The sequence below is a fragment of the Pseudomonas juntendi genome (assembly GCF_021560075.1).
Taxonomy (GTDB): domain Bacteria; phylum Pseudomonadota; class Gammaproteobacteria; order Pseudomonadales; family Pseudomonadaceae; genus Aquipseudomonas; species Aquipseudomonas juntendi.
Genome location: NZ_CP091088.1, coordinates 5,418,427 through 5,432,665, shown reverse-complemented (window position 1 = coordinate 5,432,665; position 14,239 = coordinate 5,418,427). Strand labels below are relative to the sequence as shown.

13 protein-coding genes and 1 pseudogene are annotated in these 14,239 nt (G+C 60.5%); 8 read left to right on the top strand and 6 right to left on the bottom strand.

Annotation, left to right across the window (positions count from 1 at the left end; all coding sequences use genetic code 11):
• The first annotated feature begins 37 nt into the window (after nucleotides 1-37).
• Both L1P09_RS25095 and L1P09_RS25090 read left to right on the top strand, forming a co-directional pair.
• Nucleotides 38-877 (top strand): DUF3800 domain-containing protein, encoded by an 840-nt coding sequence (locus L1P09_RS25095; protein ID WP_235768281.1) that lies wholly within the window; start codon nucleotides 38-40, stop codon nucleotides 875-877.
• Nucleotides 878-970: 93 nt separating this feature from the next.
• Nucleotides 971-2,943: pseudogene (locus tag L1P09_RS25090) on the top strand (GMC oxidoreductase); the annotation flags it as partial.
• 157 nt (nucleotides 2,944-3,100) lie between these two features.
• On the opposite strand, the gene lpdA reads toward L1P09_RS25090, so the two are convergent.
• Nucleotides 3,101-4,501 (bottom strand): dihydrolipoyl dehydrogenase, encoded by a 1,401-nt coding sequence (gene lpdA, locus L1P09_RS25085; protein WP_235768280.1) that lies wholly within the window; start codon nucleotides 4,499-4,501, stop codon nucleotides 3,101-3,103.
• A gap of 207 nt (nucleotides 4,502-4,708) precedes the next feature.
• On the opposite strand from lpdA, the gene cfaB reads away from it, so the two are divergent.
• The gene (gene cfaB / locus L1P09_RS25080) at nucleotides 4,709-5,893 is read left to right on the top strand and encodes a C17 cyclopropane fatty acid synthase CfaB (RefSeq protein WP_235768278.1); all 1,185 of its coding nucleotides are present in this window, start codon (nucleotides 4,709-4,711) and stop codon (nucleotides 5,891-5,893) included.
• Between the two features lie 26 nt (nucleotides 5,894-5,919).
• Here the strand turns inward: cfaB and cls are convergent, their stop codons facing one another.
• The gene (gene cls, locus L1P09_RS25075) at nucleotides 5,920-7,359 is read right to left on the bottom strand and encodes a cardiolipin synthase (RefSeq protein ID WP_235768276.1); all 1,440 of its coding nucleotides are present in this window, start codon (nucleotides 7,357-7,359) and stop codon (nucleotides 5,920-5,922) included.
• A 131-nt stretch (nucleotides 7,360-7,490) separates the two neighbouring features.
• On the opposite strand from cls, the gene L1P09_RS25070 reads away from it, so the two are divergent.
• A complete protein-coding gene (locus L1P09_RS25070) occupies nucleotides 7,491-8,018 on the top strand; it encodes a DUF3617 domain-containing protein (protein ID WP_009683544.1) in 528 nt (175 codons plus the stop codon).
• Here L1P09_RS25070 and folE2 read toward each other — a convergent pair.
• Nucleotides 8,002-8,907, bottom strand: coding sequence for a GTP cyclohydrolase FolE2 (gene folE2 / locus L1P09_RS25065; protein WP_235768273.1), 906 nt, complete (start codon nucleotides 8,905-8,907; stop codon nucleotides 8,002-8,004). The genes L1P09_RS25070 and folE2 overlap by 17 nt on opposite strands.
• Before the next feature lie 23 nt (nucleotides 8,908-8,930).
• On the bottom strand, nucleotides 8,931-9,311 hold the full coding sequence (locus L1P09_RS25060) for a hypothetical protein (protein ID WP_054913670.1): 381 nt from the start codon (nucleotides 9,309-9,311) through the stop codon (nucleotides 8,931-8,933).
• A gap of 115 nt (nucleotides 9,312-9,426) precedes the next feature.
• Between L1P09_RS25060 and zigA the strand changes: the two genes are divergently transcribed.
• From zigA to L1P09_RS25045, 3 genes are read left to right on the top strand one after another with little or no spacing between them, the layout of a single operon-like run.
• Entirely contained in the window at nucleotides 9,427-10,635 is a 1,209-nt protein-coding gene (gene zigA / locus L1P09_RS25055; RefSeq protein ID WP_192441321.1) for a zinc metallochaperone GTPase ZigA, read from the top strand.
• The gene (locus tag L1P09_RS25050) at nucleotides 10,632-11,258 is read left to right on the top strand and encodes a DUF1826 domain-containing protein (protein WP_192441319.1); all 627 of its coding nucleotides are present in this window, start codon (nucleotides 10,632-10,634) and stop codon (nucleotides 11,256-11,258) included. Before zigA ends, L1P09_RS25050 begins: the two co-directional genes overlap by 4 nt.
• A gap of 39 nt (nucleotides 11,259-11,297) precedes the next feature.
• On the top strand, nucleotides 11,298-12,269 hold the full coding sequence (locus tag L1P09_RS25045; protein WP_192441317.1) for a CobW family GTP-binding protein: 972 nt from the start codon (nucleotides 11,298-11,300) through the stop codon (nucleotides 12,267-12,269).
• Here the strand turns inward: L1P09_RS25045 and L1P09_RS25040 are convergent, their stop codons facing one another.
• Nucleotides 12,270-12,662: a DUF3301 domain-containing protein gene (locus tag L1P09_RS25040; RefSeq protein ID WP_009683538.1), complete on the bottom strand. Its 393-nt coding sequence runs from the start codon at nucleotides 12,660-12,662 to the stop codon at nucleotides 12,270-12,272.
• Nucleotides 12,663-12,783: 121 nt separating this feature from the next.
• On the opposite strand from L1P09_RS25040, the gene pdxY reads away from it, so the two are divergent.
• The gene (pdxY, locus tag L1P09_RS25035) at nucleotides 12,784-13,656 is read left to right on the top strand and encodes a pyridoxal kinase PdxY (protein ID WP_235768272.1); all 873 of its coding nucleotides are present in this window, start codon (nucleotides 12,784-12,786) and stop codon (nucleotides 13,654-13,656) included.
• Here the strand turns inward: pdxY and L1P09_RS25030 are convergent.
• Nucleotides 13,653-14,138, bottom strand: coding sequence for an acyl-CoA thioesterase (locus L1P09_RS25030; RefSeq protein ID WP_009683536.1), 486 nt, complete (start codon nucleotides 14,136-14,138; stop codon nucleotides 13,653-13,655). The two genes, pdxY and L1P09_RS25030, sit on opposite strands and share 4 nt — an antisense overlap.
• Between the last annotated feature and the right edge of the window lie 101 nt (nucleotides 14,139-14,239).

Sequence of the window (14,239 nt, the reverse complement as noted above, 5' to 3'; positions counted from 1 at the left end):
CCTCCTACTCGATTCTGGGGCAAGGGATCCGGCAGATATGACGCATTACGTCGCTTACCTGGACGAATTCGGACACGTCGGCCAATACGTCTCGCGCAACCACCCGCAGTACAAAACACACCCCGCCTTTGGGTTCGCTGGCTTGATACTCCCGGCTACCGAAATCCGCGAGTTTGCTATTTTTTTCTTCAAGCTGAAATGCCAGCTTCTGAAGTACGACCTCGACAACGACAACCCTCGAGGCCTGCCGGCGTACCAGTGGGAAAAGAAGGGGTCCCAGCTCTACGCCCTGCGCAACGTTGTCAAATACCCGGAGCTACGCCGGGCTACGTTCTGGATCTTGAAGCACATCAAGAAGGTCGGCGGCTACGTCTTCTACACAGGCGTGCACAAGGTCATCGATCCTGATGCACACAACTCAACCGAGACGTTCAAGCGGCAGCTCCTGCAGTCGGTGCGCAAAATTGACCGTTTTTGTGCCCAGGCCGACTCCACTTTCATGCTTATGCTCGATGAGCAGCGCGCCGGCAACGAGTGGCGGGAAAAAAACGTCGAAGTCTGCACGCTGGCCATGTTTGAGGACGCCTCCGAGAAGTGCCGGACGCTGATTGAGCCGCCCATCCAGGCAGAAAGCCACCTGTTCCAGACGATCCAGGCAGCAGACTGGATCTGCGGCCTTATCGGGCGCCTGATTGCCCTGATGGTAGCGCCGGAGGAGTACCAGGAGCTCGAGCCGTTCGACAAGTTTTTCTCGGCACGCCTCGCGGAGGTTCTACTAGACAGCAGCGGACTGGAGCACCAGAAGACCACCGAGGTCCCAGCCGAACAGGCCGACGAGGCCATTCCAGATGCCGAAGGCGAGCTAGTTGGCGAGTAAACCCAACATGCAAAGGCTAATGAGCAAACCAAGGGGTTTTGCTGTTCCCTGGTGAGATCCGTGCTGACGCGCATGTCACCGCTTACCGCAGGTGCTGGTAGCGAAGACCCGAACAAGGTGCAGAAGAGCTACCTGGTACAGAAGGGGCCGCAACTGTTCGCCAGCACCTACGAAAGGGTCGGCGGCGGCACCATGTGGCACTGGATGGGCACAGCTCTGCGCCTGCTGCCCAACGATTTTCGGATGCGCACTGCCTACAACGTCGGCGTCGACTGGCCGATCAGCTACGATGGCCTGCAAACGGCCTACCGCCGTGCTGAAGAGGAAATGGGCGTGTCCGCCGACGTTGCCTCGCAGAGCTACCTTGGCGTGACCTTCCCCAATGGTTACGCATACAGCATGCACGGTATCCCGCCGTCACTGGTCGATCAGGGCCTGGGCCAACATGTCACGGGTACGGTGTACCAAAGTCCGGAAAAGGCCACCGACGGCAAGCCATACCCAGGTGTCACTCTCAACGTCAGGCAGACACCGGCCGGGCGCAACTCGCAGAACGACAACGGCCGGCGAGTGTGTGCTGGCAATACCAGCTGCACACCCATTTGCCCGATTCAGGCCAAGTACGACGCGACTGTGACCATGGCCAAGGCCCTGGACACCGGCAATGTGCGCATTCTCTACCAAACCGTGGCGAGCCGGGTGCAGGTCGATGCCCAGGGCGTCACGGGTATCGATTTCATCCAGTATCAAAACGACGGCACGCGCCAGAACGGCTCGGCCCAAGGCAAACGTTACGTGATCGCTGCTCACGCCCTCGAGACGCCCAAGCTGCTGCTCAACTCGGTCAGCCCGAACAGTCCGAAGGGGGTCGCCAACAGCAGCGGTCAGGTCGGCCAGGCGTTGGCCGATCACCCCGTTTACCTGGCTTGGGGGCTGATGCCTGAAGGCAAGCCGCTGTTTCCGTTCCGCGGGCCGTTGTCCACTTCGGGGATCGAGGACATGCGCGATGGGCCGTTCCGCAGCCAGCGTGCGGCCTGGCTTATCGAGATTGGCAACGAGGGCTGGAACTGGTCGGTCGGCGACCCTTACACCTCGGTTTGCGATTTTATCGACGGCACCAACAACGGTGGCGCCAACCCTGGCAAGTTGGCCTTGTCTGGCCAGGCGTTGGTGCAGCAGCTCAACAGCTTGATGACCCGGCAGTTTCGGCTGGGCTTTCTGATCGAGCAAGTGGAGAAAGACCCCAATAATGCGCAGTGTCGGGTGCAGAGCTCGCCGGAGCTCACCGACGGGTTGGGTCTGCCGCGACCACAGATCAGCTACGAACTGTCCGACTACACCAAGGAGGGCTTCAAGCAGGCGCGCCTGGCCGCCACGCATATCATCACTGAGCTGATGGGCGCCACCGAGCTGACCGACCTGAACTCAAGCCCGGCTCCCAAACGGTGTTCCAGTACGACGGCCAGAACTACGCGTTCTTCGGCGCTGGCCACCTGATGGGCACCTACCGCATGGGCTCGGACCGCAGCAATTCGGTAGTGGACAAAGACCAGCGCAGCTGGGACCACCCCAACCTGTTCCTGGTGGGTGATGGTGTCTTCCCCACCACGGGCACGGCGAACCCGACCCTGACCATCACCGCACTGACCTTCCAGGCTGCTGACGTGGTCGCCAGCGACCTGCTCAAGCGTACTGTCCAGGTCCAGGCAAACCAGGCCTGGCAAGGCACGGGTATGCAGGTCAATGGGCACAGTTGGCAATTGGCGGTCTGCACGGGCGGGCAGTGGACAGCCAACCCGGCCACCGGCATGGTTGTGGCGCAGGGCCATTCAGGGTTGATCGCCAAGCCGGGTTACACGCTGCCCGGGCAGAACGAAGGGGCGTTGATCGGCCGTATCGGCAGCAATGGTGTGCCATTCCTAGTGGGTAACCAGGCGCAGTTACCAAGAGGCCAGCAGGATGAGCTGCAGTTGTGCATCAATGACGATCTGACCGGGCGCTACGGCGCAGGCCTTGGCGATAACCAGGGAAGCCTGTCGGTGGAGGTACGCTTCGGCGCGTTGTAGGCCCGTGATGCCAACCCCACGATGTGCCGGTAATGCGGCAGCATCGTGGGATCGTGCGCTCAACCTTGGTGGATAACCTGCCAGCCTTCGGCGTAGTCGCTGTGTAGGGGCACCTGGTCAGGGGCGTTTTCCCCTCGAAGAACAATAAAACCTCGCGTTAAACCTGCATGGCCATGCCATCCACATTCATCGCTGCCTGGCGCAACGCTTCGGAGCGGGTGGGGTGGGGGTGGCAGGTGAGGGCGATATCTTCGGCCGAAGCCGAGAACTCCATGGCCACGCAGAATTCACCGATCATTTCGCTGACGCTCGGGCCCACCAGGTGCACACCCAGCACTTCGTCGGTTTTGGCATCGGCAAGCACCTTGGCGAAGCCTTCGGTCTCGTGGTTGATCTTGGCGCGGCTGTTGGCCGTGAAGGGGAATTTGCCCACTTTGTAGTCACGCCCTTCGGCCTGGAGCTGCTCTTCGGTCTTGCCCACGCTGGCCAGCTCCGGCCGGGTATAGATCACGCCAGGGATGAGGTTGTAGTTGACCTCATGCGGTTTGCCGGCGATGCGCTCGATGCAGGCCACTGCTTCGTCTTCTGCCTTGTGCGCCAGCATCGGCCCGGAAGTGACGTCGCCGATTACCCACAGCCCGGGCACTGAAGTGCGGTGGTGTTCGTTGCCGAGCATGCCGCGCTTGTCGGTTTCCAGGCCTGCGCTTTCCAGGTTCAGGCCTTTGGTATAGGGGCGGCGACCGATCGCCACCAATACATAATCGGCTTGCAGTGTTTCTGCCGCGCCACCCGCTGCGGGCTCCAAGGTCAAGGCCACGCCGTCGGCGCTGGCGGTCGCCTGGGTCACTTTGCTGCCCAGCTTGAACGCCATACCTTGCTTGGCCAATGCCTTCTGCAGGGTCTTGGCGGTTTCGCTGTCGGTGCCAGGGCAGATGCGATCGAGGTATTCGATGACCGTGACCTGGCTACCCAGCCGGCGCCACACCGACCCCAATTCGAGGCCGATCACCCCGGCACCGATGACGACCAGGTGCTTGGGCACATGCGGCAACGACAGCGCGCCGGTCGAGTCGATGATGCGCTGGTTGTCGATGGTCACGCCTGGCAGCGGCGTCGGCTCGGAACCGGTGGCGATGACGATGTCTTTGGCCTGCAGCGTGGTTTCGCTGCCGTCCTGCGCCTTCACGACCACTTTGCCGACGCCATCCAGGCGGCCCCAGCCCTTGACCCAGTCGACCTTGTTCTTGCGGAACAGGTACTCGATGCCTTTGGTCAGGCCGGCCACGCTCTCGTCCTTCTGCTTCATCATCTGGGCGAGATTCAGCGTAGGTTTGACTTCGATGCCGAGGTGGGCGAACGCCTCACCGCTGGCGGCTTCGTAGAGTTCGGAAGCATGCAGCAGTGCCTTGGACGGCATGCAGCCGACGTTCAGGCAAGTGCCGCCCAAGGTCGAGCGGCCCTCCACGCAGGCGACACTTAGCCCAAGTTGGCCAGCGCGAATGGCTGCGTTGTAGCCGCCAGGGCCGCCGCCGATGATCACCACGTCATAGGTCTTCATGGTTCAACTCCAGGGATGTAGAAACGCGACAGGGGCATTAGGTTAGGCTGAGCTCGTGGAATTGTATACAATTCGCTGCGCATACCAGCGCGGCAGGGTCTAGACCATGGTCTGATCGGGAGGAAACATCCCATGGATGAACTACTCTGATTCGACGACGTTCGAAATTTCGGGCGTCGTGGCCAATTACGGATAGGAGGGTCGTTCATGCTTGCGCAACTTCCACCGGCACTGCAGAGCTTGCATCTACCGCTGCGGCTGAAACTTTGGGACGGCAACCACTTCGATCTCGGGCCCAGCCCGCAGGTCACCATACTGGTCAGGGAACCCCAGTTGATCAACCAGCTGACCCACCCGAGCATGGACCAGTTGGGCACGGCATTCGTCGAAGGCAAGTTGGAGCTGGAAGGCGATATCGGTGAGGCCATACGCGTTTGCGATGAGCTGAGTGAGGCACTGCTTACCGACGAAGACGACACGCCGCCCCAGCGCCTGGCGCATGACAAGACCACCGACGCCCAGGCCATTTCCTATCACTACGACGTTTCCAATGAGTTCTACCAGCTGTGGCTGGACCAGGACATGGTGTACTCGTGCGCTTATTTTCGCGAGCCGGACAATACCCTCGATCAGGCGCAGCAGGATAAGTTCGAGCACCTGTGCCGCAAGCTGCGGCTCGATGCGGGCGACTATCTGCTCGATGTGGGCTGTGGCTGGGGAGGGCTGGCGCGTTTCGCTGCCCGTGAGTATGGCGCCAAGGTATTCGGCATCACCCTCAGCAAAGAACAGTTGAAGCTCGGCCGGCAGCGGGTCAAGGCAGAGGGTCTGAGCGACAAGGTCGATTTACAGATACTCGATTACCGCGACCTGCCGCAAGACGGCCGCTTCGACAAGGTTGTCAGCGTGGGCATGTTCGAGCATGTCGGCCATGCCAACCTGGCGTTGTATTGCCAGAAGCTGTTCGGTGCGGTGAGGGAAGGGGGGCTGGTGATGAACCACGGCATCACCGCCAAGCATGTGGATGGTCGGCCGGTGGGGCGAGGTGCAGGCGAGTTCATCGATCGCTACGTGTTCCCACATGGTGAGCTGCCCCACCTGTCGATGATCAGTGCCAGCATCTGCGAAGCAGGGCTGGAGGTGGTGGACGTGGAGAGCTTGCGCCTGCACTACGCCAAGACCCTGCACCACTGGAGCGAGAATCTGGAGAACCAGTTGCACAAGGCGGCGGCACTGGTACCCGAGAAAACCCTGCGCATCTGGCGTTTGTACCTGGCCGGATGTGCCTATGCGTTCCAGAAGGGCTGGATCAACCTGCACCAGATTCTGGCAGTGAAGCCCTATGCCGACGGGCATCACGACCTGCCCTGGACACGCGAGGATCTGTACCGCTGACACCTACCTCTGGCCGGCGGTACCGGTTACAGGATTGGGGATATCAGGCGTGCAATGCGCATCCCCAATTGCTGTAGCCGGTGGGTGTCGCGGCTGTCCTCAACGGTTATCTCGCGCGCCTGCTCGAAGTCTTCATTCAACATACGTTCCACCTGGTCGGTAAAGCCACGGTCGACCGTCAGCAGGGTGATCTCGAAGTTCAGGCGGAATGAACGGTTGTCCAGGTTGGCACTGCCGATTGCGCTCACCTCGTCATCTACCAGTACCACCTTCTGGTGCAGGAAACCCGGCTGGTAGCGGAACATGCGTACGCCTGCGCGTACCGCTTCGAAGGCAAACAGGCTGGAGGCGGCATAGACAACCCGGTGGTCGGGGCGTGCCGGGATCAATACGCGCACATCCACCCCTCGCAGTGCTGCCAGGCGCAATGCCGCGAACACCGCTTCGTCAGGGATGAAGTAGGGGGTGGTTATCCACACCCTGCGCGTGGCGGAGTGGATGGCTTCAAGGAAGAACAGTGCGCAGGTTTCCTGTGGGTCCGCCGGCCCACTGGCCAAGGCCTGGCAGAGCACGCCGTCGTCCGGGTAGGCATCTGGCAGAATCAGCGGCGGCAGCTGGCGCGAGGCCCAGTACCAGTCTTCGGCGAACGACTCTTGCAGGCAGGCCAGCACTGGCCCGCCGATCTGCACATGGGTATCGCGCCACGGTGAAAGCTGCGGGTCTTCACCCAGGTACTCGTCACCTACGTTATGCCCGCCGATGAAACCGACCAAGCCATCCACCACCACGATCTTGCGATGGTTGCGGAAGTTGACCTGAAAGCGGTTGAACCAACCACGCCGGGTGGCGAAAGCGTGAACCTGTACGCCGCCATCACGCAGCGCCTGGCTATAGCTGGCTGGCAAGGCATGGCTACCGACACGGTCGTACAACACAAAAACCTGAACCCCTTCAGCCGCCTTGCGCAGCAGCAGGTGCTGTAACGCCTTGCCGAGTTTGTCGTCATGGATGATGAAGAACTGCACCAGCACCACATCCCGGGCTTTTTCGATGGCCGCGAAAATGGCATCGAAGGTGGCCTTGCCATTGATCAGCAGCTTCACCTGGTTGTTCGCCAGGCAAGGCATGCGCCCCAGTTTTGGCATGGCGCGTAGCGCGGCGTAGCTTTCCGACTCGCGGGCGGTCAGGGCTTCTTCAACCCATGGTCGCCAGTTGAGGTTGGCCATTGCAACGTGCATTTCCTGGTTGGCTTGGCGCCGCGCCTTGATATACGCATTGAACGAACGGGCGCCGAACACCAGGTACGGTATAAGGGTGAAATAAGGAATGAAGAACAACGGCATCGCCCAGGCAATTGCGCCTTGGGCCGTGCGCACCGTGAACAACGCATGCAGTGCGGCTACGATACCCAGTAGATGAATCAGGCCAATTACATAACCAAAGAAATAGGGGCTGTGGTAATCCATATGCATCCTGCTCACCGAGTACTGTTGGCTAACAGAACACGTTCCCGGTACACCTTGCAACCTGCGGATGGTTTTGGCGTCTAAGGCTCAGCCCGGCCCGCTTGGCCGGCTTTTTTCAGGAGTGTTCACCCATGAAGATTCGTCTGCCACTGTTGGCCCTTGTCCTCGGTATGAGCAGCCCGCTGGTGCATGCCCAGATGCTTCAACCGGGTTTGTGGGAGCTGACCACCAGCAACATGCAGGTCGATGGCAAGCCGTTACCTGACATGGGGTTCATGCTGGGGCAGCTCAAGAACCTGCCGCCGGAGCAGCGCGCGATGATGGAAGGCGTGCTGGCCAAACAAGGGGTGACGGTGGCTGGTAATGGCGTGCGTTCCTGCCTGACCGCCGAACAGGTGGCGACCAACGACATCCCGCTGCAGGATCCCAAATCCGGTTGCACGCAGAAAATCACTGACCGTACCGGCAACGTGTGGAAGTTCGAGTTCAGTTGCCCGAAGGCACAGGGCAGTGGCCAGGCGACGTTCCTCAGTGATCGGGAGTTCACCACCCAGGTCAGCGGCACCTTCAACGCGTCGGGTGTTCAGCAGCAGGGCAGCATGAACACCCGTGCGGTGTGGCTGGGCAGTGATTGCGGCACGGTCAAACCGCGCAGTTGAGGTCCCACTGCCACTGGCTGGTGGCAACAGCGTCGTGGGCATGCAGGCTTTCTGCATGTTCCACCCGCAGCCTGAAAGCAGCACTCCACTCCAATTGTCGCAGCGTCTGGTGCAGGCGCCGGGCAGCATCTTCACAGAACATCAGGTTTTGCCCGTTGGCTAAAGCGAAGGCCTGTTCGTCTGCACGCTTGACCGCAGTCTGTACCGCTGTGCCCAAGCTCATTTCGATGCAATCAATCAGCTCGGTAATCGGCAGATCACGCTGGCTGCTGCGCAGCCGTACCTGAATTTTCGCGCTACTGCGTTGGCTATGTGGGGTAGCGACGATGCCTTTGGCAGTGCCCAGCCAGTTCAGTACCGCCGCGGTGTCGACCTGCGACGCGGGGAATTGCTGTTGGAACTGCTGTTGTATCAGTTGCCTGGCAAGCGCCGCCGAACATGGACAGGTGGACGAATAGGGCACGCAAACGGATAGTTCCACGTGGAACATTTCATTCTCGATGCGTGCATCGATGGTCACGGGATAGCTCTTCCAGCCTGCCAATGGGCTGATCAAGGCTGGTCTTTTAAGCAGGTGATCAAAGCCCAGGCGCAGATAAGCAGCGGAAGACAGCCCTTCGTGGCTGGTCAAAAAATCCGCCAAAAGCTGCCGAATTGCCAGCGGCGTAAGGGGCTGGTTTTCCAGGGCCTCCAATGCAAGGTAGAGCCGCGACATGTGGATGCCACGTGAATGGCCGTCTATCAGACTGACGCCTGCGTCGACGGTGGCAGCAGCGGGGCGCCCTTCGAACTGCACGGGCAGGGCTATGCCACACATGCCCACCCAGTTCAGTGGCAAGGCGAATGCATGAGTCTGTGAGGCGATATCGGGGAGCGTGTGCTGGTTCATTGGGGTTTCCACAGAAAAAGGTGTCAGCGGCAGCCGCCGATCATGCTGCAATGCAAATTGAAGCGTTGCCCGCTGGAACTGGACACCCGGTTCAACGTGGTCCAGCCTACGCGGCGGCTGTAACCCACCCAGGCTTCGCCATCACTGGCCAGGCCGGTGAAGAAGGTCAACGAACCGTAACGGCTGTTGGTTTGAGCCCATAGTCGCCGCGTGACCGAGTCGAAACCGCGCAGGTAAAGCTCAGTGCCGTGTGTGCGTACGCTGTAGTAACTCCCTTTGCCGTCCTGGCAGGAGAGCAGCGTGGCGCTGCGGGTACACAACGCCAGTGCAGTGCTCTGCGGCATGGCAACCAGTGAGGTGGGCATGGCGAACAACACCAATGCCATGGCGCGTGACAGTTTCATGTTTTGTCCCTGGTGAGCATTCGTCCGTCGAGAACGACTTGGCGAAATTGTATTGTTACTTTATAACATTGTGCAATGCATCGTTTCGAATGCGCTCGCCTGAAGGGGTTTCGCCATGTCCAATCGTCTTCCCGTTACTGTGCTGTCCGGCTTTCTGGGTGCCGGCAAAAGCACGTTGCTCAACCATGTATTGCGTAACCGTGACAACCTGCGGGTTGCCGTCATCGTCAACGACATGAGCGAAATCAACATCGATGCCAGCGAGGTGCAGCGCAACGTCAGCCTCAACCGCGCTGAAGAAAAGCTCGTCGAGATGAGCAACGGCTGCATCTGCTGCACCCTGCGTGAGGACCTGCTGGAAGAGGTAGCGCGGTTAGCCGCAGAAGGGCGCTTTGACTACCTGCTGATCGAGTCCACGGGCATTTCAGAGCCACTGCCGGTAGCAGAGACTTTCACCTTTCGCGACGAACAAGGCCGCAGCTTGTCCGACATGGCCCGGCTGGACACCATGGTCACGGTGGTCGATGGCCTGAACTTCCTGCGCGATTACCAGGCTGCAGATAGCCTGGCCAGCCGTGGCGAAACATTGGGCGAGGACGATGAGCGCTCGATCAGCGACCTGCTGATCGAACAGGTGGAATTTGCCGATGTACTGCTGCTGAGCAAGATCGACCTGATCAGCCAGCATGAGCGCGAAGAGCTCGTGGCCATTTTGCGCAGTCTCAATGCGCGGGCAGAGATCGTGCCGATGGTCATGGGCCAGGTGCCACTGGAGCGCATTCTCGATACGGGCCTGTTCGACTTCGACCAGGCGGCTCAGGCGCCAGGCTGGTTGCAGGAGCTACGCGGCGAGCACGTACCGGAAACCGAAGAGTACGGGATTGCAGCCATGACCTGGCAAGCGCGGCGCCCGCTGCATCCCCAACGGTTCTACGACTTTATCCACACGCACTGGACCAACGGCCGCTTGCTCCGTTCCAAAGGTTTTTTCTGGTTGGCCAGCAAGTACCAGGAAGCCGGTAGCTGGTCGCAAGCGGGCGGGATGATGCGCCATGGGCTGGCGGGGCGCTGGTGGCGCTTCGTACCGCGCGACCAGTGGCCTGAGGATGTGGATAACACCAGTGCAATCCTTAAACACTGGACCGCTGAAACCGGCGATTGCCGGCAGGAATTGGTGTTCATTGGGCAGAACATCGACTTTGCCAAGTTATCCACATCCCTTGACGCGTGCCTGTTGACCGACCAGGAAATGCAGCTTGGGCATATGGGCTGGTTGCGGCTGCCCGATCCGTTCGGACCGTGGCATGCGGAGTCCGCAGCATGAGCCTGGCATTCAGGCCTGTGGATATCTTTCAGGTGTTTGGCGAAACGCCGCAAACATTGGCTGAGGTCCTGCAGGATGGTGTCAACCTGGCCGTGTGGCGGCGGCGGCTGCCGGCGCAGTTGCAGGACTTTGCCGAACTGGTACTCAGCCTTGGCCAGCCTCTGACCGACCAACGGGTAATCGAGGTGCACGAGCAGCACGCGCCGGTCCTGCCGGACCTGCTGCGCGAAGCCGCTGACCTGCATGGCTATGAGTCATTTGTAGCCGATGTGACCTGGCTGGTCGCGGCCTACACCTGCCTGGTGGGTGCGCGCCGTGTGGGTTTACGCCTGCGCGTGCTGGATGGCCCCATGTGTCCGCGCTTCCATGTGGATAACGTGCCATTGCGCTTGCTCACAACCTACGTGGGGCCGGGCAGTGAATGGTTGCCTGAGGCAATCAGCCCCCGGCGAGAGTTACACACAGCACAGCCCCCTGTGGATAAAATTCAAACCCTTCAAGCCGGTGATGTCGCGCTGCTCAAGGGCGAGAAATGGCAAGGCAACGAAGGCGCAGGTCTGGTTCACCGCTCGCCTTCGGGCCAGCAGGGGCGTCTGCTGCTGAGCCTTGACTGGTTGGCCTGACGGCGCATAGTTAGGCTTTGCCACTGTTTGAACCAGGCCATGCTGCAGAACATACCTACCCACGTGATTGCCGGCCCGCTCGGCGCCGGTAAAACCACCCTGATCCGCCATTTGCTGGCGCAGCGGCCGCCCAATGAGCGCTGGGCGGTGCTGATCAATGAATTCGGCTTGGTTGGCCTGGATGCGGCGTTGCTCAGCCGGGATGAAGACGGTGTTGCCATTGGTGAAGTGGCCGGTGGTTGTCTGTGCTGCGTGAACGGTATGCCGTTTCAGGTCGGGCTAGGGCGTCTATTGCGCAAATCACGCCCTGACCGTTTGTTCATCGAGCCTTCAGGTTTGGGTCACCCGTTGCAATTGCAGGCACAGCTGCAGGCAGCGCCATGGGCTGGAGTGCTGACAATTCAGCCACTTGTCATGGTTTTGGATGCTCAAGCGGTGGTTCGCAACCAGCGGCTTACCGATGCGCAACAGCAGGCGTTGAACGCCTGCGAATGTGTGATTCTGAATAAGTCAGAGGCTGTGGATGAATCATCTAAGTTGTTGATAAGTAATAAATTTAGCGACAGGATGGTGCTGTGGGCGGTGCAGGGTGAAGTAGCGTTTCGTGGCCTACCCCAGGCACCTTCACAGATTGTTGACAGCCCGCTTTCCGCCGTCAGGATTGTCGACAATCTGGAAATAACCCCAGGTACGGTCTGGGCCGACCCCACCCAGCCGGTCTGCCTGGCCCAGCAAGGTGAGGGTGGTTGGAGTATTGGCTGGCGCTGGCACCCCAGCCAGCAGTTTTATCCACAGCGGCTAAGCACGTTCTTGCAGAATTTACCCTGGCGGCGCGCCAAGGGGGTTATCCACAGCCCGGAGGGGTGGCAGGCTTTCAATGGGCTGAATGGGAGTCTGCCCGCCTGGCAGCCCAGCGAGTGGCGCAGGGACAGCCGCATCGAGCTGATTTTCGATCAGCCACAGTCGCAACCGGCGCTGCAGGCCGGCTTGCGCGAGTGCCGCATCAGCTGATCAGTTTCGCCAGCGGTTGTGTTCCTGGCGCCACTGCTGCATCTCGATAACGTTGTCGGTGCGCGGCGGGGTCTTGATCTCGAACGGGTAGGGTGCCAGTTCTATCTGCACGCTGTGCGCACCGAACTGTGTCACGCTACCGGGGTGGCGCTGCTCGCCAGTGACGGTGAACTCGAAGGCATAGATGCGGGCCAGGCGCTTGCGGCCATTGGCATCGCGCACAAAGCCGATGCGCTTGAGCGCCACGGCGTCGTCAAGCAACTCGAGGTCCAGTTTGGCGCAATGCTGTTTGACCCGTTCCAGGGCTTTCTCGCGCAACCCATGGTTGTGCCACAACCAGGCGCCTGCCGTGGCTACCAGCATCAGGACGAAGAGGTTCTCCAGGGTCAACATTTGCTTATGCTCCAAACAGGTAGATCCAGCTTAACTGCGTCCCTGGCCTGTCGTACAGGTGACAATCGAGTTCATACTGCGTTGCGCACCATTCTTTGAAACAGCTTTGGAAAACACCCGCATGAAACGTACTCCGCACCTGCTCGCCATTCAGTCCCATGTGGTGTTCGGCCACGCCGGCAACAGCGCCGCGGTGTTCCCCATGCAGCGGATCGGGGTCAACGTGTGGCCGCTCAATACCGTGCAGTTCTCCAACCACACACAGTATGGCCAGTGGGCGGGCGATGTGCTTGCTCCAGCGCAAATTCCTGCGTTGGTCGAAGGTATTTCCAACATCGGTGAACTGGGGCACTGCGATGCGGTGCTTTCCGGTTACCTGGGCAGTGCCGAACAAGGGCGGGCGATTCTGGCCGGGGTACAGCGGATCAAAGCGGTGAACCCCAAGGCGTTGTACCTCTGTGACCCGGTCATGGGGCACGCCGAGAAGGGTTGCATCGTACCGCCAGAGGTCAGCCAGTTCCTGCTCGACGAAGCGGTGGCCAAGGCCGACATCCTGTGCCCCAACCAGCTGGAGCTGGACAGCTTCTGTGGGCGCCGCGCGCAGTCGCTGGAGGATTGCGTGCACATGGCGCGCAGCTTGCTGCAGCGCGGGCCGCAGGTGGTCGTGGTCAAGCACCTGGCCTACCCCGGGCGGTGCGAGGACCAGTTCGAAATGCCGCTGGTGACGGCCCAGGACTGCTGGCACCTGCGGCGCCCGCTGCTGGCGTTTCCGCGTCAGCCAGTGGGGGTCGGCGACCTGACTTCCGGGCTGTTCCTGGCCAGGGTATTGCTGGGCGACAGCTGGGTGCAGGCATTCGAGTTCACTGCCGCCGCGGTGCATGAAGTGCTGTTGGAAACCCAGGCCTGTGCCAGCTACGAACTGCAGCTGGTACGGGCCCAGGATCGCATCGCCCACCCGCGTGTGCGCTTCGAAGCGCAGTCGCTGGCGTTTTAAATAGCGTCGGTTTTCAGGTCCTGGTAGCGCTTTTCCAGTTCCTGGCGGATCTGGCGGCGCTGCTGCCCCTGCAGGAAGCGGCGCTTTTCTTCACTGCTTTGCGGCTGACGCGGCGGTACCGGCACAGGGCGGCGATTGTCGTCCACCGCTACCATGGTGAAGAAGCAGCTGTTGGAGTGGCGCACCGAGCGCTCGCGAATGTTCTCGGTCACCACTTTGATGCCCACTTCCATCGAGGTATTGCCGGTGTAGTTGACGGACGCCAGGAACGTCACCAGCTCGCCCACGTGTACCGGCTCGCGGAAGATCACCTGGTCCACCGACAATGTCACCACATAGCTGCCTGCATAACGGCTGGCGCATGCATAGGCCACTTCGTCGAGGTATTTGAGCAGGGTGCCGCCATGTACGTTGCCAGAAAAGTTGGCCATGTCCGGGGTCATCAGGACGGTCATGCTCAGCTGGGCGTTTCCAGGTTCCATAAGGTGCTCACGGTTAGGTTGCGCTGAATCGGGCGAATGGAGGGGGTGATCTGCTGACACGGGTTTTCCCTCTTGTGAATTTGCCTCGTTGCTACGGGACG

Coding starts and splice junctions, on each gene's coding strand:
- cfaB (WP_235768278.1), top strand. CDS start 4,709: ATGCTTGCGCAACTTCCACCGGCACTGCAGAGCTTGCATCTACCGCTG.
- L1P09_RS25045 (WP_192441317.1), top strand. CDS start 11,298: ATGCTGCAGAACATACCTACCCACGTGATTGCCGGCCCGCTCGGCGCC.
- cls (WP_235768276.1), bottom strand. CDS start 7,359: ATGGATTACCACAGCCCCTATTTCTTTGGTTATGTAATTGGCCTGATT.
- L1P09_RS25050 (WP_192441319.1), top strand. CDS start 10,632: ATGAGCCTGGCATTCAGGCCTGTGGATATCTTTCAGGTGTTTGGCGAA.
- L1P09_RS25060 (WP_054913670.1), bottom strand. CDS start 9,311: ATGAAACTGTCACGCGCCATGGCATTGGTGTTGTTCGCCATGCCCACC.
- zigA (WP_192441321.1), top strand. CDS start 9,427: ATGTCCAATCGTCTTCCCGTTACTGTGCTGTCCGGCTTTCTGGGTGCC.
- L1P09_RS25040 (WP_009683538.1), bottom strand. CDS start 12,662: ATGTTGACCCTGGAGAACCTCTTCGTCCTGATGCTGGTAGCCACGGCA.
- L1P09_RS25095 (WP_235768281.1), top strand. CDS start 38: ATGACGCATTACGTCGCTTACCTGGACGAATTCGGACACGTCGGCCAA.
- L1P09_RS25030 (WP_009683536.1), bottom strand. CDS start 14,138: ATGGAACCTGGAAACGCCCAGCTGAGCATGACCGTCCTGATGACCCCG.
- L1P09_RS25070 (WP_009683544.1), top strand. CDS start 7,491: ATGAAGATTCGTCTGCCACTGTTGGCCCTTGTCCTCGGTATGAGCAGC.
- folE2 (WP_235768273.1), bottom strand. CDS start 8,907: ATGAACCAGCACACGCTCCCCGATATCGCCTCACAGACTCATGCATTC.
- lpdA (WP_235768280.1), bottom strand. CDS start 4,501: ATGAAGACCTATGACGTGGTGATCATCGGCGGCGGCCCTGGCGGCTAC.
- pdxY (WP_235768272.1), top strand. CDS start 12,784: ATGAAACGTACTCCGCACCTGCTCGCCATTCAGTCCCATGTGGTGTTC.